Origin of the sequence: Streptomyces sp. NBC_00669, from assembly GCF_036226785.1 — a bacterium.
Taxonomy (GTDB): domain Bacteria; phylum Actinomycetota; class Actinomycetes; order Streptomycetales; family Streptomycetaceae; genus Actinacidiphila.
The window spans coordinates 9,336,456-9,357,618 of sequence record NZ_CP109018.1 but is presented as its reverse complement, the minus strand read 5'-3'; the positions used below and the strand labels follow the sequence as shown (position 1 = coordinate 9,357,618).

Genomic DNA, 21,163 nt, shown 5'->3' with positions numbered 1-21,163 from the left:
GGCCCACCGGTCCCCCCCGACCGTCACCGACTCCCCCAAGGTGCGTGACCCATGTATCGAAGAGCGATATCCGCCCCCTGCGGCGCCCTGCTGCTCGCCGCCTGCGCCCTGTTCTTCCTCCCCCACGACGAGGCCCACGCCGGCACCGTCCCGACGCATACCCGGCCGCACACCCCGACGGCCGGCGCGACCACACCGTTCACGACCGTGGAGGCCGAGTCCGGGAAGCTGGGCGGCGGCGCCCGCGTCCGCTCCATCAGCCCCGGCGTGCCGGAGCCGACCGCGGCCTCCCTCGAAACCGAGGCGTCGGGCTACGCGCTGGTCGAACTGAAGGCCACCGGTGACTCGGTGACGATCACGAACACCAGCGGCAAGAGCGCCAACACGCTGGTGGTCCGGGCCTCGATCCCCGACGCGCCGAAGGGCGGCGGCATCGACGCGTCGCTGGACCTGTACGTGAACGGCGTGCAGCGCCAGGCGATCCCGCTCAGCTCCAAGCAGGCATGGAACTACCGTGGCGCGACCACCAACCCGGACGATCCGAACGCCGGCGGGATGCCCTACCGCTTCTACAACGAGTTCCCGCTGTGGGTCACGGGCGCGCCCATCCCGGCGGGCAGCACCATCACGCTCAAGAAGGACGCCGCCAACACCGCCGCCGTCTACGACGTCGACTCCGTCGACTTCGAGAACGTGGCAGCCGCGCTGAAGCAGCCGGCCGGCTCCCTTTCCGTGCTGGACTACGGCGCGGACCCCAAGTTCGGGACCGACTCCACCATCGCCATCCAGAACACGGTGAACGCCGCCAGGACACAGGGCAAGTCGGTGTGGATTCCGCCGGGCAAGTACCTGACGAACAGCCTGGCCGGCACGCCGCTGGACTTCACCGGCGTCAAGGTCCAGGGCGCCGGCATGTGGTACACCACCCTCTACCGCAAGGTCCCGCTCCCCACCCCCGACGGTTGGCGCTCGGAGATCCTGGTGGGTTCGGGCACCACGCTGACCGACGTGCAGATCGACGCCAACGCGGTCTGGCGCCAGGTACGCGGTGACGGCGGTTCGGACTACGGCATCAACGCCAGCGGCGCCGGCGGCTGGCTGGTGGACCGGATCTGGACCCGGCACACCGACGCCAACTGGCTGTCGGGCACCAACGGCGTCATCGAGAACAGCCGGACCGCGGACTCCTACGGCGACGGCTTCAACGTCAACAACAGCAACACCGCCAGCCCGGACAAGCTCGGCAAGAACATCACCGTGCGGAACAACTTCGCCCGCAACACCGGCGACGACTCCTTCGCGACGTATTCCGACGCCGGCACCGGCGGGACCGACCCGCAGGTGGACGGCACGAAGATCCTCAACAACACCGCGATCGCGCCCTGGTGGGCCAACGGCATCCGGATCGCGGGCGGCTCCCACATCCAGGTGAAGAACAACCTGGTCAACAGCGTGTCCTCGAACAACGCCATGGACATCGGGGTGTTCGGCGACACCGGCAACCCCCTGCTGTCCGCCACGGTCAGCGGAAACGTCCTGATCGGCGGTGGCGGCTGGAACGGCGTCCGGCACGGCGTGCACATCGGCTCCCCGGCCGACACCTCGCTCTTCCCGACCGCCTACACGACCGTCACTTTGAGCGACAACGTCCTGCGCGGCTCCCTGAACGCGGGCCTGTCCATCGACACGGCCCGCGACCACGTGACGCTCACGAACAACACGATCGACCACCCGGCGAAGCAGGGCATCTGGATCGCCGCCGGAGTCACCGGCACCGGCGTCTTCTCCGGCAACACCGTGAAGAACCTCCTCCCGGGCCAGGTCGCGACCCAGAACGACTCACCGACCACCTTCACCGTCACCGGCTGAAATCTCCCGGCCCCCGCCGCCGTTCCCCTCCCCCACGTGGGGAGAGGGACGGCGGCACTGTGCGGTGGGCAGGGTCCCCTGCCGCCTTACGCGGCCGGGTCCGGGGAATCCGGCTCCGCGGAACTCGAGCCCGGGGAGTCCGGGTCCGGGGAATCCGGGGCGATGCCCTGGAAGAGGTTGGCGATCAACCGGTCGACGAACTCCGCGGTCAGCGGCTGCGCGGGCAGCAGCAGCCGGTGGTAGACGGCGCCCCAGAGCTGGTCGACGATCGCCTCGAGGTCGACCCCCGCGCGGATCTGGCCGGCCTCCCGCGCGCGCGTGAGGCGTGCGACGGCGAGCGCGCGGCGGTGCGCGACGTAGTGCGTGGAAAGCGCCTGCGCCAGGTCGGGGTCGCCCTGGGCGGCTCCGATGATCCCGGCGACGACGGCACCGTTGCGGTTCAGCAGCTCGACGAACACCCGCAGTTGCGCGGTCAGGTCGGCCTTGATGTCGCCCGTGTCGGGGAAGGCGAGGGTCGCCTGGAACGCGTTGAAGTAGGCGTCGAAGGCCAGCGCCCCGGGCGACGGCCACCACTTGTAGAGGGTCATCTTGCTGACCCCGGCCCGCGCGGCGACCTTGGAGAAGGTCAGGGCCTGCACCCCGTCGGCGAGCAGGAGCTCGGCCGCCGCGGTGAGCGTCGCGTGGCGGACGTCCTCCGCCCGGCGCCGTCCGCGCCCCGGCTTGAGCGGGCCGGGCCCCTCGGCCCCGGGCTCCTCGGCGTCTGTTCGCTCCATCACGACTGCTCCTCGTCCGGCATGGCCGGCCTGGTCGACGCGGCCTCGGCACCAACTATATGGACTCTCCGGCCACATGTATATGGACTCGACGTCCACATACTGTTAATGTACTCATCGTCCACAAAGACGAGAGACCCGAGAGAGAGGTCGCCATGACCACATCCGCGCAGACCACCACCCGTGTGGCGCTCGTGACCGGGGGTTCGGGCGGGATCGGCAGCGAGGTCGCGCTCGCGCTGGCCGCCGACGGCATGTCCGTCGTCGTGCACTACTCCGGCAGTGCCGAGCGCGCCGAGAAGGTCGTCGCCGCGATCCAGGAGGCCGGCGGTGTGGCGGTCGCCGTACCCGGCGACGTCGCGGACGAGACCGCCATGACCGCTCTGTTCGACGCCGCCCAGGAGCACTTCGGCGGGGTGGACGTCGTGGTCAACACCGCCGGGATCATGCTGCTCGCCCCGCTGGCGGAGATGGAGCTCGACGCCTTCGACCGGATGCACCGGGTCAACGTGCGCGGCACGTTCGTCGTCTCCCAGCTGGCCGCCCGCCGGCTGCGCCCCGGGGGCGCGCTCGTCAACTTCTCCACCTCCGTCACCCGGCTCCAGCCACCGAGCTACGGCGCCTACGCGGCGAGCAAGGGCGCGGTCGAGGCGATGACCCTGATCCTCGCCCGCGAGCTGCGGGGCCGGGACGTCACCGTCAACGCCGTGGCCCCCGGGCCCACCGCGACCCCGCTCTTCCTCGAAGGCAAGAGCGCGCAGGCGGTCGACCGGCTCGCCGCCGCCTCGCCCCTGGAGCGGCTCGGCACGCCCGAGGACATCGCCCGCGCCGTGGCCTTCCTGGCCGGTCCCGGCGGCCGGTGGATCAACGGGCAGGTCCTGTTCGCCAACGGCGGCGTCGCCTGACCCACGGGCGCCGTCCGCCCGCGACCCACACGGCCACGCACCACCCACCACGCACCGCGCACCACCACGACCGGAGAGTTCCCATGTCCACTGTCCTCATCACCGGCGCCGCCACCGGCATCGGCAACCTCACCGCCCGCGCGGCCGCCCGCGCCGGGCACCGCGTCTACGCGACGATGCGCGGCCCCGAGGGCCGCAACGCCCCCAGGGCCGGCGAGCTGCGCGACGCCGCCGCCGCGGAAGGCGTCGACCTGCGCGTCATCGAACTCGACGTCAGCTCGCAGGAGTCCGCCGACGCCGCCGTGCGCACCGTGCTCGCCGACGGCGGCGGGCTCGACGTGGTCGTCCACAACGCCGGCCACCTGCTGGTCGGTTACGTGGAGGCGTTCACCGCCGAGGAGATCGCCCACCTCGTCGACGTGAACACCCTGGGCGTGCAGCGGCTCAACCGCGCCGCGCTCCCCCACCTGCGCGAGCGCGGCCACGGCACCCTGCTCTACGTCGGCAGCACCATCCCCGTCACCACCCCGCCCTTCCTCGGCCCCTATGTCGTCTCCAAGGCCGCGATGGACGCGCTGGCCCTGGTCACCTCCTACGAGGTCTCCCAGTTCGGCATCGAGACCGTGATCGTCATGCCCGGCGCCTTCACCGAAGGCACTGACCACTTCCCCAAGGCCGGCCGCGCCGCCGACACCGCCGTCGCCGAGGCGTACCGGGTCCTGGACCCGCTGGTCGCCCGCAACGAGGAGGCCACCGCGAGCCTGTTCACCCCGGGCAGCACGGCCGACCCCGTCGTCGTGGCCGAGGAGATCGTCCGCATCCTCGCCCTCCCGTACGGCGAGCGGCCCTTGCGCAGCGTCGTCGACCTCACCCACTCGAAGGTGGAACAGGCCAACGCCGCCGTCACCGAGGCCCGTACCGACTTCGTCCGCCGCATGGGCTTCGGCGAGGTCCTGGAACTGCGCCGGGCCTGACCGCCCCGGCCCCCTGCGAACTGCACAAGAGAGCGAGACCCCCATGGCCGAGTCCCCCCTCGCCGCGATCATCGACCTGCTGCGCACCTCCCCGCTCGACATGGGCGGCGACCCGCACACCATGCGCCTCGTCTTCGACGAGATGATCGGCTCCCACCCCGTCCCCGAGGACGTCCGCGCCGTCCCCGGCGAACTCGGCGGCATCCCGACCGTCGACGTCACCACCGGCGGCGCGCCGTCGGGAGTGACGCTGTACTTCCACGGCGGCGGCTACGCCCTCGGGTCCGCCGCGGCAAGCGTCAACCTGGCGGCCGACATCGCCCGCCGCACCGGTACCACCGTCCGTTCCGTGGACTACCGCCTCGCGCCGGAGAACCCGTTCCCGGCCGCCGTCGACGACGCGCTCGCGGCCTACCGCGGGCTGCTCGACCGCGGCATACCGGCCGAGGAGATCGCCGTCAGCGGCGAATCCGCCGGTGGAGGGCTCGCCGTGGCCCTCCTGGTCGCGATCAAGGAAGCCGGCCTCCCCCGGCCCGCGGTCGCCGCCGTCCTCTCCCCGTGGGCGGACCTCACCCTGTCCGGCCGCAGCCACGTGACCAAGGCCGCCCTCGACCCGGCCCTCACCCGGGAAGGGCTCGCCACCCGCGCCGCCGACTACCTCGCCGGCACCGACCCGCGCAGCCCCCTCGCCAGCCCCCTCTTCGCCGACCTGCGCGGGCTGCCCCCGCTGCTGATCCAGGCCGGCAGCCACGAGGTCCTGCTCGACGACGCCGTCCGGCTGGCCGCGAAGGCCGCCGACGACGACGTGGCGGTCACCCTGCGGACGTTCCCGGGCGCGCCCCACGTCTTCCAGGGCTTCGCCGCCGTCCTCCCCGAAGGCGCCCGGGCCCTGGACCACGTCGGCGCCTTCGTCCGCGCCGGCCTCGGCCGGCAGGCCGTCTGACGCACCGGCCCGCACACTGGGACGGCCGCCTGGTCCCAGCGCCGGGGGCGTTCCCGCCCCCGGCACGGAAGCAGACACATCGAGGAGCGAACCATGCGAGCCGTACGATTCCACCGTTACGGAGGCCCCGAGGTGCTCGACGTCGAGGACGTCGAACCGCGAGCCCTCCAGCCGCACGACGTGCTGGTCCGGATGCGCGCCGCGGGCATCAACCCGGGCGAGGCGAAGATCCGCAGCGGCGAGCTGCGCGAGCGCCTCCCGGCGACCTTCCCGTCCGGACAGGGCAGCGACCTGGCCGGCACCGTGGTGGGAATCGGCCCCGACGTCACCCGGTGGCAGGTCGGCGACGACGTCCTCGGCTGGTCCTGGGAGCGTTCCAGCCAGGCCGAGTACGTCGCCGTCCCCGAGGACCAGCTCGTCGCCAAGCCCGAGGGCCTGGCCTGGGAGGTCGCGGGCGCCCTGTACGTGGCCGGCTGCACCGCCCACGCGGCCGTCGCCGCCGTCGCCCCTCGACCGGGCGAGACCGTCGTCGTCAGCGCGGCCTCCGGGGGCGTGGGGAGCATCGCCGTCCAACTGGTGCGCCGCGCCGGCGCGCACGTGGTCGCCGTCGCCTCCGCCCGCCACCAGGACTGGCTGGAGGCCCACGACGCCACCGTCGTCCCGTACGGCGAGGGCGTCGCGGAGCGGGTGCGGCAGGCGGCCGGGAAGGCGCCGGACGCGTTCCTCGACTTCTACGGCGGCGACTACGTCCGCCTCGCCGTCGACCTCGGCGTCCCCCCGGACCGGATCAACACCATCGACTACGCGGCGGCCGCCACGTACGGGACCCGGTCGGACGCGAGCGCCGAGGGCACCAAGCCCGAGGTCCTCGCCGAACTCGCCGGGCTGGCGGCCACCGGGGCCCTGGAGGTCCCGATCAGCGCGGTCCACCCGCTGGCGGAGGTGCGGCAGGCGTTCGAGCAGCTCGAACACGGCCACCCGCTCGGCAAGATCGTGCTCCTCCCCTGACCGGCGCCGGACGTCCGGCACGCGGGCCCGCGCGGGCCCGCGCGGGTCAGGCCGGCGGCCGGGCGGTGGTGACGGTGAACAGGCCGCCGTCGGGGTCGCGCAGTTCCGCGTAGGCCCCGGAGTGCGTGCTGCCCTGGCGGATCAGGGTGCCGCCGAGGCCGCGGGCGGCGGCCACGCAGGCGCCGGTGTCCGGGACGGTGAACTGCACGTCCCAGTGCGGCCGCACCGTCGGGTCCGGGTCGGCCTCGACCGCCCCCGAGCTGAGCCGGGCGACCACGGCGCCGCCGCTGCGCACGACGACCTCCTCGTGTTCGTAGTCGACGGTGCAGCCGTCCGGGCTGCCGTCGGCCCACTGCAGGACGCCGCCGTAGAAGATCGCGGCCTCGAAGGCGTCGCGGGTGCGCAGCCGGAGCACCACCGGCCCCTGGTCGTGCCAGGTCTCCCAGCCCCTGGGCAGCCGCCCGTCCCACACCCCGAAGACGGCGCCGTCGCGGTCGGCGGCGACCAGGGCCCGGCCGGAGGCGAACGCGACCGGGCCGAGCGCGACGGTCGCGCTGCGCTCGCGGATGCGGCCGGCGGCTTCGTCCACCTGGGGGACGAAGAAGTACGGGGTCCAGCCGACCGCGATCTGCAGGTCGGTGGCGACGGCCCCGATGCCCGCGACCGGGCGGCCGTCGCTGAGGGCGACCGCGAAGTGGTCGCCGAGCGTGGTGTTGCGGAACTCCCAGCCCAGCACGCTGCCGTAGAACTTCTCGGCCGCCTGGAGGTCACGCGCGGTGAGGTTGGCCCAGCAGGGGGCTCCGCGGGGCGCGTCCGCGGCGGGCGCGATGGCGGTGGGCGCTGATGGGTGCTCGCTCGTCACTGTGGTGCCGTTCCGTTTCGGGGACAGGGAACTGCCGGGGGTCGGCCCGGGGGCCTCGCGTCGCCTTCCCCGGTATGGCGTGATCATGCCTCGCGGTTCGCCCCGATCCGCTGGTTCCGGGCGGGCCGTGGGACAGCCGGCACCGGACCGGCGCGTGACCGGGGCTCGGCCGGAGTGCGGCCGTGTGCAGGACGTTACCGGCTCCGGGCGGTGCGTGACCGATCGGGGTCGGCTCGGCGGCCGGCGGGCACGGACCGGGCCCGCGCTCACCCGGGTCCGGACACGGGTGAGGGCCCGCCGGGACACGGCGGGCCCTCGTGGTGGTTCGGGTGGGCGGCACGGGGCTGGCCGGGCGCGATCGACCGGGCCCGCCCCGGGCGCTCAGTCGCCGTAGCCGGCGGGCTCCCGCGGCCGGTCCGGGCGGTCGTAGGCCGGCGGGCGGGCGGGCGCGGGCGGGCGCAGCGGGCCGCGCGCCAACCGGTGCGCGCCGAACGCCAGCAGCACCGCCAGCAGCCCGCCGCCCCCGGTCCACAGCCAGCGCGGCGACCACCAGGTGCCGGCCCAGCCGCCCGAGGGGGCGACGCTCGGGCCGTTGGCGGTCACCACCGGCGCCACGGAGCCGTCGACCGCCTGGCTGCCCGCGGTGCCGTCCGAGGTGGCCTCGACCTGGGCCTGCACCGGCTGGCCGAGATCGGTCGAGGGCAGGTCGAGGACGGTCACCCGGACGTAGTACGCGCCGCGCAGCGGGTCGTTGGCCCACGGCTCGGACCACGAGCGGATCGTCCGCAGGTGGCAGACCAGGTCGACGGAGGCCGCGTCGGCGGCCGCGGTGACGGTTTGGGTGCCGTAGCGGCAGGACTGGTGGCGGCGCAGGCCGTCGTAGACGTCGACCTGCCAGGTGGACGCGCCGTGCCGGGTGGAGGTGGTGGGGAAGGTGACGGTGGCGTGCACGGTGACGTGCTGCCCGGTGTCGGCGGGGAACTGCCAGTACAGGTAGTCGCCGGTGGACGCCTCGGCGGTGGCGTGCACGCCCTGGTCGATGACGGTGGCGGTGCGGAAGTCGGTGCCGGCCTGGGTGGGCGGCGCGTCGGACCCGGTCGCGCTGGGGGTGGGGTCCGGGGTGCCGGAGTCGTCGTCGGCGGCGGCCGGTCCGGTCAGCGCGGTGAGGGCGGCCGCCGCCAGCAGGGTGGCGGCGCCCAGCAGTCGTACGGTGCGCATCAGCGGGTCCTCCCGGTGTTCGTGCGCCAGCGGGCGGCCCAGCCGGTGAGCAGTCCGGCGACGGCGCCGACGGCGGCGAGCAGGCCGAGCAGCCACCAGCCGCGGCCGAGTCCGTAGAAGGCCACGTCGGAGGGCTGGTCCGGGCTGTGCACGAGGTCGATGGACAGCTCGACCGGCAGGCCCGGGGTGGTCTTGACGGAGGCCGGCGCGGAGAAGGAGTTGCCGACCTGGAGGCACACGGTCTCGGCCGGGGTGTCGTCGTCGGCCTTCGGCTTCGGGTAGCGGATGCCGGCCGAGACGGCGTCGGTGCGTCCGGTGCCGCCCTCGTCGTCGCGGACGATCTCCCGCCCGTGCAGGGTGACGCCGCGCAGCAGCACGCCGTAGTCGGCGTTCACCGAGCGGTCGTCGGAGACGGTGGCGGCGGCGCGCAGTTCCTGGCCGGGGCTGACCTCGACGCGGTACCAGCGGTTCTGGGAGAACGTCTCGCGGTCGGTGTACAGGCCGCGCTTGAGTACGGGCGCGGCCGCGCAGGTGTCGGCGCCCTGCACGGCGCTGGGGGTCACCGCGGTGTCGGTGCTGCGGTTGACGAGCTGCTTGACCTTGGTGGTGAGCTGCTGGCGGTGCTGCACGGTGGTGTAGGTGCCGCCGGTGGCCTCGGCGATGCAGCTGAGCTGGCTGCGGGTGTGGGTGTCGGGCACGAGCCCGAGGGTGTCGATGGTGAGGTCCACGCCCTGGGCGGCGATCTGCCGGGCGACGTCGCAGGGGTTGGCCGCGCAGGTGTCCTCGCCGTCGGTGATGAGGACCAGGCGGTGGGTGCCGTCGCCGCCCTTGATGTCGTCGGCGGCGGCGAGCAGGGCCGGGCCGATCGGGGTCCAGCCGGTGGGCTGGAGGGTGGCGACGGCGCTCTTGGCCTGGTCGCGGTTGAGGGCGCCGACGGGGTAGAGCTGCCGGGTGTCCTTGCACCCGGTCTTGCGGTCGTCGCCGGGGTAGTTCGCGCCCAGGGTGCGTATGCCGAGCTCGACGCCCTGGGGCGTGGAGTCCAGCACGTCGTCGAACGCCTGCTTCGCAGCGGACATCCGCGACTGCCCGTCGATGTCCTTGGCGCTCATCGAACCGCTGACGTCGAGGACGAGTTCGACCTTGGGGGTGGCCCCCGGCACGGGCTCCCCGGCTTGGGCGGTGGCCGGCAGGAGGCCGCAGGCCAGTGCGGCCATCAGCCCGCAGGCCGAACCGGCGGCCAGTAGCTTTCGGATGATCATCGGTGGATCGTAGTGAAGGGTGGGCCGATTCCCGAAGTCGGCTGGTCAGCAAGGGCGTTGGACGCAATCGGACGGACTTTGACGTTTCTTTACAACCCGGGCGGCGGCCGGGTCGTCTCTGCTCGCGATTCCGGACGACGGGTTCCGCGAGTCGCCCGGGGAAGCCCCGGGAGGGGCCTGGGAAGACATCCGGGGAGACAAGGAGCAGGACATGCGCAGCAGTTCACTCGCCGCGGGGGCCGCGGTGTTCGCGGTGGCCGCGCTGGGAAGCGTACCGGCGATGGCGTCCTCGCCCGTCGCGGACGCCTCCGGCACCCCGATGTGCGCCACCTCGCAGCTCAGCGCCGCCCTCGGCGGCGGCGACGCGGGCGCCGGGAACCTCTACCGCTACCTGGTGATCACCAACACCAGCGGGACCACCTGTCACCTGACGGGCTACCCGGGCCTGTCGATGCTCGACGCGAGCGGCAAGCAGATCGGCCAACCCGCCACCCGGGACGCGCGGACGTACGCCGCGGTCGTGCTGAAGCCCGGCGCGTCGGCGAGCGACACCATCCACACCGTCAACCACCAGGGCACGTGCCTGCCGGCGTCCACGAGGCTGAAGGTCTACCCGCCGGGGAACACCGCCTCGCTGACGATCCCGGGGGCGATCACCGACTGCTACAACACCTTCGCGATCACCCCCCTCGCCGCGGGCAAGGGCGGCAACGACGGCGGCACCCCGACCGCCGCCCCGACCGCCGCGCCGTCGGCGGGCACCAGTGGCGGCGCGCAGGTGCCGACGGTGCCCTCCGGCGCCCCCGACACCGGCCTGGCCGAGACCGGTTCGCACGGCGGGACCACCACGGCGCTCGCCGCGACCGGCGCGGGCGTGCTCGCGCTGGGCGGCGCCGGCGTCACGGTGGCGCTGCGCCGCAAGGTGCGGGACAGCCGTTGAGCCGCGCGGCCGGTGTGACCGCCGTACGTGAGGGGGCCGCCGGCCGCCGGACCCGCCGCGGGAGCGCTGTATGCGCGCTCGCGGCGGGTCTGGCCCTGCTGTGCGGGTGTGCGTCGACCTCGCCCGCGCAGACGCCGTCCGGCGGCGGGTCGGTGGCCCCGACCACTTCCGTGTCGGCGGACGACGGCTCCGGCCCGTCCGCCACCGCGCCCGCCGCGTCCGCGCGGCCGATGGCGCGCTCGGTGCCGTCGCGGCTGCGCATCCCCTCGATCGGCGTCGACACGACCGTCATGGCGCTGGGCCTGGCCGCCGACGGCGAGGTGAAGGTGCCGCCGATCGAGAAGGACGCGCCCGCGGGGTGGTTCGACGGCTCGCCGACCCCGGGCCAGCTCGGCCCCTCGGTGATCCTCGGCCACGTCACCGTCGGGTCGTACGGCGACGGGGTGTTCCTGCGCCTGGACAAGATCCGCAAGGGCGAGACCGTGTCGGTGGTCCGGGCGGACGGCTCGGTGGCGACCTTCGCCGTCGACCGGGTGCAGACCGTCGCCAAGTCGCATTTCCCGACATCCTCCGTCTACGGGAACGTGGACCGCCCCGAACTGCGTCTCATCACGTGCGGCGGGACCCGGATCAGCGGGGGCGGCGGCTACCCGGACAACGTGATCGTGTACGCCTCGCTGGTGTCCGGGTCGTGAACCCGATGGCGCCCGCCGGTCCGGCCGGCCTCACCGGGCCGGTACGGTCGGCTGGGCCCGCCGGGCCGTCACGACGACAAGCGAGGGGAGCGACCATCCGGTCTCAAGAGCGCGCGGCCTCCGAGCTGTTCGCGGCCCTGTACCCGCGGTTGGCGGGCTGGGTGCGCAAGCTGGTGGACGACGACGGGACCGCGCACGAGATCGCCTCCGAGGCGTTCACCAGGCTCTGGGCGCGCTGGACGAAGGTGGAGGAGCCCAGCGGCTTCCTCTACGTGACCGCGGCGAACCTGGTGCGCGACCACTGGCGCAAACTGGAGCGCGAGCGGCGCGCGCTGCGCCGGGTGAAGACGGAGGAAGCGGTGAAGCAGCAGCCGGAGGCGACCGACCCCACGGTGCGGATGCTGGTGCAGTCGCTGCCGGAGCGGCTGCGCGACCCGGCCCTGCTCTACTACTTCGCGGACCTGCCGGTCCGGGAGGTGGCGGCCCTGCTGGGCCGCAGGGAGGGCACCGTCAAGGCCGACCTGCACGCCGCCCGCGAACTGCTGCGCGCCAAGCTCGGGGAGCACCATGACCGGATTTCCTGACGGCCCCGCGGTTCCGGACGGGTCCGGGCCCCCCGAGGAGTCCGGCCCGTCCGGCACGTCCCGTGGCTCGGGCGGCTCGGGCGGCTCCGGCGCTTCCGGCGGCCCTGGCGGGCGCGTGGAGCGGGCGAACGGCTTCGACCGCCTCGGCGGCCTCGACGATCCCTCGGACGAGCGGGCCGGCCGCGACATCGCCGGTGGCCGCGACGTCGACCGCGACCTCGACGACGGCCCGGGCTCGGGCCGCGACGACGGCACGGACCCCCTGGCGCGGCTGCTGCGACCCGCGGGCGGCTATCTGTCCGCCCCGCCCGGCACCTTCGAGCGGATCAGGCGCCGGGCCGCACGGCGCCGCAGGGTACGGGCGCTGGCCGGCGGCACCGCGGTCGCCGCGGTCATCGCGGGCGCGCTGTTCGTCACCGGAGTGGTCACCCCCGACGGCGACAGGACGATCGGCCCGCCGGCCGACCACTCCCTGGCCAGCAGCGGCCCCGCGCCCTCCGGGCGGCCGACCGCCACGCCCTCCGAGCAGCGGGCCAGCGGCGGGAGCGGCACGCACACGCCCGCGGCGCCCACCTCGCCCACGCCGTCCGCCGGCGACACCGCCGGCGCGCCCGGCACGGTGCCCACCACGGCCCCGACGACGCCGGACACCAGCCCGCTGTGCACCGCCGCGCAGCTCACCGCGACCCTGGGCGGCGGCGACGCGGGCGCGGGCAACCTCTACCGCTACCTGGTGATCACCAACACCAGCGGGACGACCTGCCGCGTCGCGGGCTACCCGGGCCTGTCGATGCTCGACGCGAACGGCAAGCAGATCGGCCAACCCGCCACCCGCCGGAAGGTGAGCTACTCCCCCGTCGTCCTCAAGCCGGGCGGCAGCGCCAGCGACACCATCCACACGATCAACCAGCAGGGCACCTGCCTGGCCACGTCGGCCCAGCTCAAGATGTACCCGCCGGGCAGCAAGGCGTCACTGAAGTTCACCGGGCAGATCACCGACTGCGACGACATGTTCGAGATCACCCCCTTCACCGCGGGCAAGACCGGCAACCCGCCCTCCTGAGCCCCCCGCGGTGTCCCTGCTGCGGCGCGCTCCCGCGAAGGGGCGCGCCGCAGCGGCACGCAGGAGGCCCGCGGCGTCATGCGGCGGCACCCGGCGGCTTCGCGTCCACGCGCCCGGTGCGCGAAGCTTTGAAACAGGGCTCAATGCGGTAACGGCACGTGAGGACCGACAGGCCCGCCGGCCGCCCGGGGCCTAATCTGACGGTCGGGGAAGTGAGGTGAGCGAGCTGCGACGATTCCGGGCCGACCGCCGCCCTGCCCGCGAGCGCCCGCAGACCGTGCGGGGCGCCCGCCACCCGGCCGGACGCCTGTACGACGACGACCGCGGCGCCGTCGGCGAGACCGACCGGGCGGACGACCTCGACGCGGCCGACCGCGCGACGGACCGCGCCCGCCGTACGGACCAGGTGGCCGCGACGGACGTCCTCGCCACGGACCACGCGGTCGGCGAGGACGACCCGGACCGCTTCGGCGATGAGGCGGACGACCTCGACGACTCGGGCAGCAGCCGCCTCCCGGTCGGCCTGGACCGCCCCTCCGCCCCCCTGCCCCTGACGGTGCTGCCGTACGCCGTGATGGCGCTGGTCGCCCTGGTCGACGGGATCGGCGGGCAGAGCGTGGGCCTGCTGCCGCTGGTGGCGCTCGGCCCGGCCTTCGCCGGGCTGGTCGGCTCCTGGGTGCGTACGGCGGTGATCGGCGTGCTGGCGGTGGCCGTGGTCTGCGCGCTGGGCGCGGTCGACGGCCTTTTCGCCGAGCGGCGCGGGTTCGCCGCGATCGGCGCCGTCGTCGGGGTGACGGTCGCCGCGGTGATCGCCGCGGTCACCCGGCAGCGGCGCGAGGCGGAACTGGCGAACGTCCGGTCGATCGCCGAGGTCGCGCAGCGCGTGCTGCTGCGCCCGGTGCCGCGCAGCGCCGGCCATCTGCGGGCCGCCGTGTCGTACACCTCCGCGGTGACCGAGGCGCGGATCGGCGGGGACCTGTACGAGGTGGTGCCCACGCCCGCGGGGGTGCGGGTGATCATCGGCGACGTGCAGGGCAAGGGGCTGGAAGCGGTGGAGACGGCCGCGGTGGTGGTGGGCGCGTTCCGGGAGGCGGCACACGACGAGAAGACCCTGGAGGGCGTCGGCGAGCGGGTGCAGCGCGCCGCGGACCGCACGCTGCGCGGGGAGAAGTTCGTCACCGCGGTCATGGCGGAGATCGACCCGCGGGGCGGCACCACGCTGCTGAACTTCGGCCACCCGCCGCCGATGGTGGTCCGCCCCGACGGGCGGGTCGACTTCCCCGAGCCGCCGGCGTACTCGCTGCCGCTGGGGCTGAGGATGCGCCAGGACGAGCCGCCGGTGCCGTTCGAGGTGGACTTCCGCCCCGGCGACCAGTTGCTGCTGTACACCGACGGCGTCACCGAGGCACGTGACGCGTCCGGGGCGTTCTACCCGCTCGGCGAGCGGGCGCACCTGCTCGCCGACGACGACCCGCAGCAGGCCCTGGAGACACTGCGGGCGGACCTGATCGCCCACGCCGAGGGGCCGCTGCACGACGACGCGGCGATGCTGCTGCTGCGCTACCGGGACCCGAGGGCGCGTCCGGTGCCCGCGGCGACGCCGGACGCCGCGAGCGCCGGAACGGACGCTGCTTCCGGTTCCGCCTCGGGTTCGGGTCCCGGCTCGGGTCCCGGTTCTGCCGCAGGCCCCGGTTCTGCCGCAGGCCCCGGGTCCGGCCCCGACGGGGTCAGCGGCAGTCCGGGTGGCCCCAGCCGTCCTGGTTCTTCGTGATCGGCTCGCCGGCCGCGTAGGGGCGGCCGCAGCGGCACCGGCCGGGGTACTTCGCCTTCAAGGTGCGCACCGGCCCGCCGCCGGCCGGCTCGGCGGCGCCCTTCGTGGCGCGCGGGCCGGACCGCGCGGCGCCCTTGGCGGGCTTGCGGCTGCTCGCGGGCGCGGGCGGCGGCGCCGGGGAACCCTCGGCGCTGCCGGCGGGCTGCTGGGTGACGGCCGCCTGGCTGGCGGCGCGGTCGGCGAAGTCGTTGAGCCGGTCGCCGTCGACCTGGTGCGCGGGCACGTAGCGGAAGTCCACGGTGCGGCCGGTGAGCAGGGCGTCGATCCGGACCACCAGCTCCTGGTTGGCCACCGGCTTGCCCGCCGAGTTCTTCCAGCCGTTGCGCTTCCAGCCCGGCAGCCAGGTGGTGACGGCCTTCATCGCGTACTGGGAGTCCATCCGGATCTCCAGCGGTACCGCGGGGTCGGCGACGGTCAACAGCCGTTCCAGGGCGGTGAGTTCGGCGACGTTGTTGGTCGCGGTGCCCAGCGGCCCCGCCTCCCACCTCTCGGGCTCGCCGGAGCCGTCTGCCATGACCCAGGCCCAGCCGGCCGGACCCGGATTTCCTTTGGACGCGCCGTCACAGGCGGCGGTGATGCGGTCTGCCACGCTCCGATCATGCCACCTGGCGAGGGTGGCGCGGACCCCGGCCGGTCCCGGCGCCGTCACGCCGCCCTGGCGCCGGTCACTTCTGCTGGAGGTGCGCCGCCTCGGTGTGCTCGCGGACCTGCTCCGGCGTCAGGTACGCGTCGGTGTACTCGAAGTCGCGCAGCGAGGCCGGAGTGCGGGCGAGGAAGCCGGTCCGCACGAAGTCGTCCCCGGCGACCGCGTTGAGCAGCCAGTTCGTCATCACGCGGGTCTTCGCCACATTGGTGCGCAGCGCCGTCCAGTGGTAGCCGCGGGCGACGGCCTGGGCGGGCAGTCCGCGCAGCTCGACGCCGAGCGGCTTGGACACCGCGTCGCGGCCGCCCAGGTCCACGACGAGGCCGAGGTCCTTGTGCAGGTAGGGCTGGAGCGGCTGGCCGCGCAGGGACGCGATGACGTTGTCCGCCACCTTGCGGCCCTGGCGCATGGCGTGCTGCGCGGTGGGCGGGCAGACCGCGGCCTCGTCGTCCTTCGTGAGGTCGGGCACGGCGGCGGCGTCGCCGAGGGCGAAGACCCCGGAGCGATCGGGCACCGACAGCTGCGCGCTCACCGCGAGGCGGCCGCGTACCGTCTCCGCGTCGAGCGTGGCGACCAGCGGGCTCGCGACGACGCCCGCGGTCCAGATCAGGGTGCGGCAGGGCAGCACCCGGCCGTCGGTGAAGGTGACCTCCTCCGGCCCGGCCTTGGCGATGGACACGCCGAGCGAGATGTCGATGCCGCGGTCCCGAAGGATCTTCTGCGCGCTGAGGCCGAGCTTGTCGCCGAGTTCGGGCATCAGCTTCGGCGCGATGTCGATCAGGTGCCACTTGATCTGGCGCGGGTCCAGCCGCGGGTAGCGGGTCGCCGCGTTGCTGGTGAGGCGCTGCAGGCACGCGGCGGTCTCGGTGCCCGCGTAGCCGCCGCCGACCACGACGAACTGCAGCCGCGAGGTGCGCTCGGCCTCGTCGTGGCTGGCGTCGGCGAGGTCCAGTTGCGAGATGACGTGGTCGCGGACGAACGCGGCCTCGGCGAGCGTCTTCATGCCCCGCGCGTTGTCCACCAGCCCGGGGATGTCGAAGGTGCGGGTGACGCTGCCGGGCGCCAGCACGATGTAGTCGTACGGCTCGTTGACGGTCTCGCCGGTGATCTTCCGGACCACGCAGACCTTGGCCTTGGTGTCCACGCCGATGGCGCCGCCGGGGATGATCCGGGTCCGGTACTTCTGGCTGCGGCGCAGTGACACCGCGATGGACTGCGGGGTGAGCATGCCGGAGGCGACCTGCGGCAGCAGCGGCAGGTAGAGCTGGTACGAGAACGGCGTCACGAGGGCGACATCCGCCTCGTCCGCGCCCAGTCTGCGCTCCAGCCGCCGTACGCACCCCACTCCGGCGAAACCCGCGCCCACCACGAGGATCTTCGGTCGTGCCACGATTGCCCTTCCCTTCTGCGGCCCGGCTGCTGTCCTTCGCCCTGCGCCTGCCCGCGGATCGCGGCCTCGCACTTCTGTCCTACCCCGCCGGCGGGTGGGCCGCCAGCGGAACGGCGGAGCCGGGCGGGACGCGCGCTACGCGGAGGCGGTCAGCACCACGCGGCGGCCCGGCTCGGTGGGGGCTGTCCAGGCGCGCTCGACCTCGGCGAGCGGCACCGGCTGCGCCGCGGCGGTGAGCGTGCCCGCGGCGAGTTGCTCCATCAGGGACGGAAGTTCGGCGACGATGCCGGCCGCGGTGAGGGACCCCTGGCCGCTGCCCATGATCCGCAGGTTCGCCGCGCGGAGCACGAACGACGGCAGGGTGATGTCCGGCCCGGCCATGGACCCGATCTGAATCCAGTCGAGCGCCGCGCTGCGCTCGGTCCGGCGGGTGAGCAGGGCGGGGATGGCCAGTTGGGTGGGGGCGCCCCAGGTGTAGTCGATGACGACGTCGACATCGGCGGCGGCCTCGCCCAGCCGGCCGGCGGCCTCCTCCGGATCTCCGGTCAGCGGGACCACGGTGGTCGCGCCGAGGCCGGTGAGCATCGCCAGCCGCTCGGGGTCCCGCCCGGCGGCGACGACGTGCGCCGCGCCGAGGTGGCGGGCGATCTGTACGGCCATCTGCCCGGCGCTGCCGGTCGCGCCGAGCACCAGCACGCTCTGCCCGGGTTTGAAGGCGACCCGGCGGCGCAGCGCCACCCACGAGGACATGGCCGGGTTCATCGCGGCCGCGATCACCACCGGGTCGGCGTCCTCGGGCAGCGGGACGGCGCGGCGCGGATCGAGGACGGCCTGCTCGGCCATGGTGCCGGGCGCGTCGTCGTCGGCCACGAAGTACACCCGCCGGCCGTCGGGCAGCCGCCCCACCGCGTCCACGCCGGGGACCATCGGCAGGCGGCCGTCGCTGGTGTAGTGGGTGCCGTTCGCGCCGGAGCGGACCCGGGGGTGCAGCCCGGCGGCGAGCACGTCCACCAGCACCTGGTCCCCGGCCGGGTCGGGGGTGGCGAACTCCTCGTAGCGGGGCGGGTGGTCGAACGAGCGGACGACGGCGGCGCGCATGGCGGCTCCTTCGGACGGGGCGGATCAGCGGTCCGCCCACGGCATTAGTACGTGGCACCAACCAAATTAGTTGGTGTCACGTACTACGTCAAGCTACGATGACCGCATGTCCGACGACGCCGCGCCGACCACCGAGTCCGCACCCGCATCCGCCTCCCCCTCCGGGCCCGATGCGACCGATATGGCCGATGTGGCCGATGTGGGGATCGCGGACGGCCTGGCGCAGCTCTCCTTCCTGGTCCAAGGCGTGCTGGGGAAGGTCGCGGCCGAGTACGGGTTGTCGGTGATCCAGCTCCGCCTGCTCGGCGTGCTGCGCGACCGGGAACCCGGCATGCAGGCGCTCGCCCGGCACCTGGGCCTGGACAAGTCGAGCATGACCGGCCTGGTCGACCGGGCCGAGCGGCGCGGCCTCGTCCGCCGCACCACCTCGCCCCACGACAAGCGTGCCGTCCTGGTGTCGCTCACCGCGGAGGGCCACGAGCTGGCCCGCACGGGCGCCGCCGACGCGAGCCGCCGCATCCACGCCCTGACCGCGCACCTCACCGACGCGCAGCGCACGCAGCTCTCCCTGCTCACCAGCGCGGTCCTGGCCGGCCACTCGACGATCTGACCGAGCCTCCGGCCGCTCCCACCGCCCCCTGACGCCGCCCCGCCACCACGTACGGGTCCGGCCCGCGCGGGAGTTGGCGGCAGAGGCGCACCCGGGTCCGGGTCCTGCGGCTCAAGCCCGCTCGGCTCAGGACCGGACCGGCGAACCCGGGGTGCCCGATCAGGACCGCCAGCCCCTGAGCTGCTGCGCTCCCGAGATTGCGCCCTTGGGTTACCACCCGCGACGGTGGCGCGCGTCGCCACCGGCCCGTAGGGGCTGTTGCTTTGTCGCGGCCGGACCACCGGCCGGCGGCCGGTTGCCGATTGCCGGTTGCCGATTGCCGATTGCCGATTGCCGGTTGCCGGTTGCCGGTTGCTCGCGCGGTTCCCCGCGCCCCGAGCGGTGAACGCCTTCCGGGGCAACGGCCCACGCGGGGAGGGGAGGACGTCCTTCTGGTTTCCGGGATCTCGCGGTCCCCCGGCGGCTTGTCGCCGGGGTACCCCTCTGCGACAAGCCCCCCACCGACAGGTGGTCCCGGAGCCGGCAGCAGCAGGCGACTCCCGGGGGCGGGGCGTTCACCGCCCCCGGTTCACGGCTGGGCGGTGAGCACGATCTTGCCGCGGCTGGCGCGCTCTTCGAGGCGTTCGTGGGCGCGCGCGGCCTGGTCGAGGGGGAAGGTGGCCTCCACGGGCACCCGGTAGGTGCCGGCCGCCACTCCGGCGGCGATCTCCCGCAGGTCGGGGCGGGGGTCGTAGCCGTGCTCGATCAGGCCGGTGAGCTGGAAGCCGTGGACGGAGCCGTTCTTCGGGTAGAAGTCGCGGGTGTCGACGGTGCTGGGCCGCAGCGCCACGTTCGCCAGGGCGACGACGCGTCCGGCGAAGCCGATCTGGCGCAGGCTCTGCGCGAAGACGTCCCCGCCGACGGCGTCGAGGACCACGTCGGCGCCGCGTCCTTCGGTCAGGCGCAGCACCTCCTCGACCGCGGCGTCACCCGGGAAGGCCGAGGTGTCGATGGTGTCGTGGGCGCCGAATCCGGCCGCCCAGCTGACCTTCTCGGCGCTTCGGGCGGCGGCGATGACGCGGGCGCCGGCGTGCGCGGCGATCTGCACCGCCGCGCTGCCCACACCACTGCCGGCGGCCTGGACGACGACGGTCTCGCCCTTCCGGAGCCGCGCCAGCCGGTGCAGGCAGTACCAGGCGGTGACCCAGGCGATCGGGAGCCCGGCGGCGGCCTGGACGTCGACGCCGTCGGGCAGCGGGACCACGCGGGCGGCGGGCACGACGGCGAGTTCGGCGTAGAACCCGGGGGTGGACGCGCCCAGGGCCATCACGCGCCGGCCGGGCGCGAGGTCCTCGACGCCCTCCCCCACGGCGGCGACCGTGCCCGCCGCCTCCAGGCCGAGGACCAGCGGGAGCGGGCGGGCACGGTGGTAGGTGCCGGCCCGGGCGAGGGCGTCGGCGCGGTTGACGCCGGCGGCCTCGACCCGGACCAGCACCTCGCCGGGGCCCGGCACCGGGTCGGGCATCTCCACCGGGGTGAGGACGTCCGGGCCGCCGAAGGTGTCGATCCGTACCGCGCGCATGGGCCACCTGTCTCGTGTCGGTCCCTCCCGGCGTCGGCTCGGCGCCGGTCAGGTCTGCCGGGCCGGGGCGGCGCCGGTGAAGTGGTCCCACTGTGCGACACCGCTTCAACGAGTGTCAACTGCTACCGTCGTGTCATGGCGGCGACGGATGCGGCGACAGGTACGGCGGGTACGACGGCGGGCCCGGCGGGTGCGGCCGGCTCGGCCGGCGCGGCGAGCGGTGAGAGCGGACCGGGCTTCCGCTTCGTGGGCGGCCGGGTCTGCCTGGACTTCGTGGCCACCCTCGGCAAGCGTCACACGGACCCGGTGGAGCGGCTGCCCGAACCGGCGGCGCTGGCACGGTGGTTCGGCGAGGCCGGGCTGCTGCCGCCCGGCGCGGCGGTACCGCAGGTCGGAGCGGCGGGGCTCACCCAGGCGAGGGTGCTGCGGGAGGCGCTGAACCGTCTGGTGCGCGCGGCGATGGACGGCCGGCCGTACGGCCGTACGGACATCGCGGTCGTCAACCGGGTGGCCGTGCTGCCGGACCTGGCCCCGCAGCTCGCGGACGGCGACCGGACCGGCGCCGGCGGCCCGGAGGTGCGCTGGCAGCACCGCGGACCGGTGGCGGGGGCGGCACTGGCCACGGTGGCGCGGGACGGCGTCCTCCTGCTGGGCGGCCAGGAGGCGGCCCGGGTCAAGGAGTGCGGCAACCCGGCGTGCTCGCTGCTGTTCGTGGACGACTCGCAGGCGCGGCGGCGCCGCTGGTGCTCGATGGACCGCTGCGGCAACCTCGCGAAGGTCGCCGGCTACCGGGCCCGGGCCCGCCGCAAGGACGCGGCGGCACCGGCGGGCGGCGCCGGACCGGAAGCGGACCTTGCGAGGTGACGAAGGACCGTCCGCCGGCCCCTCCGGACGGGATCGGGCCGGCCCGGGGGTGGCGCCGGGTGCGCCCCGAAGC

Annotated in this window: 19 protein-coding genes and 1 pseudogene; 12 read left to right on the top strand and 8 right to left on the bottom strand. The window is 74.6% G+C overall.

The genetic code is table 11. The features are described 5' to 3' along the window. Positions 1–51: 51 nt before the first annotated feature. Positions 52–1,869: a right-handed parallel beta-helix repeat-containing protein gene (locus OG896_RS39285; protein ID WP_329373219.1), complete on the top strand. Its 1,818-nt coding sequence runs from the start codon at positions 52–54 to the stop codon at positions 1,867–1,869. An 86-nt stretch (positions 1,870–1,955) separates the two neighbouring features. On the opposite strand, the gene OG896_RS39280 is transcribed toward OG896_RS39285, so the two are convergent. Continuing rightward, entirely contained in the window at positions 1,956–2,642 is a 687-nt protein-coding gene (locus OG896_RS39280) for a TetR-like C-terminal domain-containing protein (RefSeq protein WP_329373217.1), read from the bottom strand. A 155-nt stretch (positions 2,643–2,797) separates the two neighbouring features. Between OG896_RS39280 and OG896_RS39275 the strand changes: the two genes are divergently transcribed. The 4 genes from OG896_RS39275 (at position 2,798) to OG896_RS39260 (ending at position 6,472) form a co-directional block, all read left to right on the top strand. Next, entirely contained in the window at positions 2,798–3,547 is a 750-nt protein-coding gene (locus OG896_RS39275; RefSeq protein ID WP_329373215.1) for an SDR family oxidoreductase, read from the top strand. A gap of 83 nt (positions 3,548–3,630) precedes the next feature. After that, positions 3,631–4,521 (top strand): SDR family NAD(P)-dependent oxidoreductase, encoded by an 891-nt coding sequence (locus OG896_RS39270; protein WP_329373214.1) that lies wholly within the window; start codon positions 3,631–3,633, stop codon positions 4,519–4,521. A 43-nt stretch (positions 4,522–4,564) separates the two neighbouring features. Then, complete coding sequence (locus OG896_RS39265; RefSeq protein ID WP_329373212.1) at positions 4,565–5,464, top strand: alpha/beta hydrolase; 900 nt, start codon at positions 4,565–4,567, stop codon at positions 5,462–5,464. Between the two features lie 93 nt (positions 5,465–5,557). Beyond that, a complete protein-coding gene (locus OG896_RS39260) occupies positions 5,558–6,472 on the top strand; it encodes an NADP-dependent oxidoreductase (RefSeq protein WP_329373209.1) in 915 nt (304 codons plus the stop codon). 46 nt (positions 6,473–6,518) lie between these two features. Here OG896_RS39260 and OG896_RS39255 read toward each other — a convergent pair whose 3' ends face one another. The 3 genes from OG896_RS39255 to OG896_RS39245 form a co-directional block, all read right to left on the bottom strand. Then, positions 6,519–7,334 carry a VOC family protein gene (locus OG896_RS39255; RefSeq protein WP_329373207.1) on the bottom strand — a complete coding sequence of 272 codons (816 nt, stop codon included), beginning with the start codon at positions 7,332–7,334 and terminating at the stop codon, positions 6,519–6,521. A 381-nt stretch (positions 7,335–7,715) separates the two neighbouring features. Beyond that, complete coding sequence (locus tag OG896_RS39250; RefSeq protein ID WP_329373205.1) at positions 7,716–8,552, bottom strand: hypothetical protein; 837 nt, start codon at positions 8,550–8,552, stop codon at positions 7,716–7,718. Next, positions 8,552–9,811 (bottom strand): VWA domain-containing protein, encoded by a 1,260-nt coding sequence (locus tag OG896_RS39245; RefSeq protein WP_329373203.1) that lies wholly within the window; start codon positions 9,809–9,811, stop codon positions 8,552–8,554. The genes OG896_RS39250 and OG896_RS39245 overlap by 1 nt, the downstream gene beginning before the upstream one ends. Positions 9,812–10,022: 211 nt before the next feature. Here OG896_RS39245 and OG896_RS39240 point away from each other — a divergent pair, with 211 nt between their 5' ends. The 5 genes and pseudogenes from OG896_RS39240 to OG896_RS39220 form a co-directional block, all read left to right on the top strand. After that, positions 10,023–10,751, top strand: coding sequence for a DUF4232 domain-containing protein (locus tag OG896_RS39240; RefSeq protein WP_329373201.1), 729 nt, complete (start codon positions 10,023–10,025; stop codon positions 10,749–10,751). Positions 10,752–10,903: 152 nt separating this feature from the next. Beyond that, positions 10,904–11,446 carry a class F sortase gene (locus tag OG896_RS39235; RefSeq protein WP_329373200.1) on the top strand — a complete coding sequence of 181 codons (543 nt, stop codon included), beginning with the start codon at positions 10,904–10,906 and terminating at the stop codon, positions 11,444–11,446. A 95-nt stretch (positions 11,447–11,541) separates the two neighbouring features. After that, positions 11,542–12,030, top strand: a complete 489-nt coding sequence (locus OG896_RS39230; protein WP_329374573.1) for an RNA polymerase sigma factor — start codon at positions 11,542–11,544, stop codon at positions 12,028–12,030. Beyond that, complete coding sequence (locus OG896_RS39225; protein WP_329373198.1) at positions 12,014–13,093, top strand: DUF4232 domain-containing protein; 1,080 nt, start codon at positions 12,014–12,016, stop codon at positions 13,091–13,093. Before OG896_RS39230 ends, OG896_RS39225 begins: the two co-directional genes overlap by 17 nt. 574 nt (positions 13,094–13,667) lie before the next feature. Continuing rightward, positions 13,668–14,657: pseudogene (locus tag OG896_RS39220) on the top strand (PP2C family protein-serine/threonine phosphatase); the annotation flags it as partial. Between the two features lie 163 nt (positions 14,658–14,820). Here the strand turns inward: OG896_RS39220 and OG896_RS39215 are convergent. The 3 genes from OG896_RS39215 to OG896_RS39205 all read right to left on the bottom strand — a co-directional run bounded on the left by OG896_RS39215 (position 14,821) and on the right by OG896_RS39205 (position 18,055). Then, positions 14,821–15,513, bottom strand: coding sequence for a ribonuclease H family protein (locus tag OG896_RS39215; RefSeq protein WP_329373197.1), 693 nt, complete (start codon positions 15,511–15,513; stop codon positions 14,821–14,823). Positions 15,514–15,589: 76 nt separating this feature from the next. After that, positions 15,590–16,957, bottom strand: coding sequence for an NAD(P)/FAD-dependent oxidoreductase (locus tag OG896_RS39210; RefSeq protein ID WP_329373195.1), 1,368 nt, complete (start codon positions 16,955–16,957; stop codon positions 15,590–15,592). A 135-nt stretch (positions 16,958–17,092) separates the two neighbouring features. Continuing rightward, a complete protein-coding gene (locus tag OG896_RS39205) occupies positions 17,093–18,055 on the bottom strand; it encodes a quinone oxidoreductase family protein (RefSeq protein WP_329373193.1) in 963 nt (320 codons plus the stop codon). A 106-nt stretch (positions 18,056–18,161) separates the two neighbouring features. Between OG896_RS39205 and OG896_RS39200 the strand changes: the two genes are divergently transcribed. Beyond that, complete coding sequence (locus OG896_RS39200) at positions 18,162–18,665, top strand: MarR family winged helix-turn-helix transcriptional regulator (RefSeq protein ID WP_329373191.1); 504 nt, start codon at positions 18,162–18,164, stop codon at positions 18,663–18,665. A 568-nt stretch (positions 18,666–19,233) separates the two neighbouring features. Here OG896_RS39200 and OG896_RS39195 read toward each other — a convergent pair. After that, on the bottom strand, positions 19,234–20,226 hold the full coding sequence (locus OG896_RS39195) for a quinone oxidoreductase family protein (RefSeq protein WP_329373190.1): 993 nt from the start codon (positions 20,224–20,226) through the stop codon (positions 19,234–19,236). 135 nt (positions 20,227–20,361) lie between these two features. On the opposite strand from OG896_RS39195, the gene OG896_RS39190 reads away from it, so the two are divergent. Continuing rightward, positions 20,362–21,090 (top strand): CGNR zinc finger domain-containing protein, encoded by a 729-nt coding sequence (locus OG896_RS39190; protein ID WP_329373189.1) that lies wholly within the window; start codon positions 20,362–20,364, stop codon positions 21,088–21,090. Positions 21,091–21,163 lie beyond the last annotated feature (73 nt).

Coding starts and splice junctions, on each gene's coding strand:
- OG896_RS39285 (WP_329373219.1), top strand. CDS start 52: ATGTATCGAAGAGCGATATCCGCCCCCTGCGGCGCCCTGCTGCTCGCC.
- OG896_RS39280 (WP_329373217.1), bottom strand. CDS start 2,642: ATGGAGCGAACAGACGCCGAGGAGCCCGGGGCCGAGGGGCCCGGCCCG.
- OG896_RS39275 (WP_329373215.1), top strand. CDS start 2,798: ATGACCACATCCGCGCAGACCACCACCCGTGTGGCGCTCGTGACCGGG.
- OG896_RS39270 (WP_329373214.1), top strand. CDS start 3,631: ATGTCCACTGTCCTCATCACCGGCGCCGCCACCGGCATCGGCAACCTC.
- OG896_RS39265 (WP_329373212.1), top strand. CDS start 4,565: ATGGCCGAGTCCCCCCTCGCCGCGATCATCGACCTGCTGCGCACCTCC.
- OG896_RS39260 (WP_329373209.1), top strand. CDS start 5,558: ATGCGAGCCGTACGATTCCACCGTTACGGAGGCCCCGAGGTGCTCGAC.
- OG896_RS39250 (WP_329373205.1), bottom strand. CDS start 8,552: ATGCGCACCGTACGACTGCTGGGCGCCGCCACCCTGCTGGCGGCGGCC.
- OG896_RS39245 (WP_329373203.1), bottom strand. CDS start 9,811: ATGATCATCCGAAAGCTACTGGCCGCCGGTTCGGCCTGCGGGCTGATG.
- OG896_RS39240 (WP_329373201.1), top strand. CDS start 10,023: ATGCGCAGCAGTTCACTCGCCGCGGGGGCCGCGGTGTTCGCGGTGGCC.
- OG896_RS39225 (WP_329373198.1), top strand. CDS start 12,014: ATGACCGGATTTCCTGACGGCCCCGCGGTTCCGGACGGGTCCGGGCCC.
- OG896_RS39205 (WP_329373193.1), bottom strand. CDS start 18,055: ATGCGCGCCGCCGTCGTCCGCTCGTTCGACCACCCGCCCCGCTACGAG.
- OG896_RS39200 (WP_329373191.1), top strand. CDS start 18,162: ATGTCCGACGACGCCGCGCCGACCACCGAGTCCGCACCCGCATCCGCC.
- OG896_RS39195 (WP_329373190.1), bottom strand. CDS start 20,226: ATGCGCGCGGTACGGATCGACACCTTCGGCGGCCCGGACGTCCTCACC.
- OG896_RS39190 (WP_329373189.1), top strand. CDS start 20,362: ATGGCGGCGACGGATGCGGCGACAGGTACGGCGGGTACGACGGCGGGC.